At 55.0% G+C, this 262-nt stretch carries 1 rRNA gene; it reads left to right on the top strand.

The window, feature by feature from the left end:
- Positions 1 to 262: ribosomal RNA gene (locus IB258_RS30255) — 16S ribosomal RNA — on the top strand; the annotation flags it as partial.

Raw genomic sequence — 262 nt, 5'->3', positions numbered from 1 at the left:
AGGAACACCGATGGCGAAGGCAGCCTCCTGGGATAACACTGACGCTCATGCACGAAAGCGTGGGGAGCAAACAGGATTAGATACCCTGGTAGTCCACGCCCTAAACGATGTCAACTAGCTGTTGGGGCCTTCGGGCCTTGGTAGCGCAGCTAACGCGTGAAGTTGACCGCCTGGGGAGTACGGTCGCAAGATTAAAACTCAAAGGAATTGACGGGGACCCGCACAAGCGGTGGATGATGTGGATTAATTCGATGCAACGCGA

It is taken from the genome of Achromobacter sp. ACM02, assembly GCF_014851605.1.
GTDB classification, from domain to species: Bacteria; Pseudomonadota; Gammaproteobacteria; order Burkholderiales; family Burkholderiaceae_B; genus Achromobacter; species Achromobacter aegrifaciens.
Note: the sequence above shows the minus strand (reverse complement) of the source record. Positions and strands in the feature narration are given on the sequence as shown.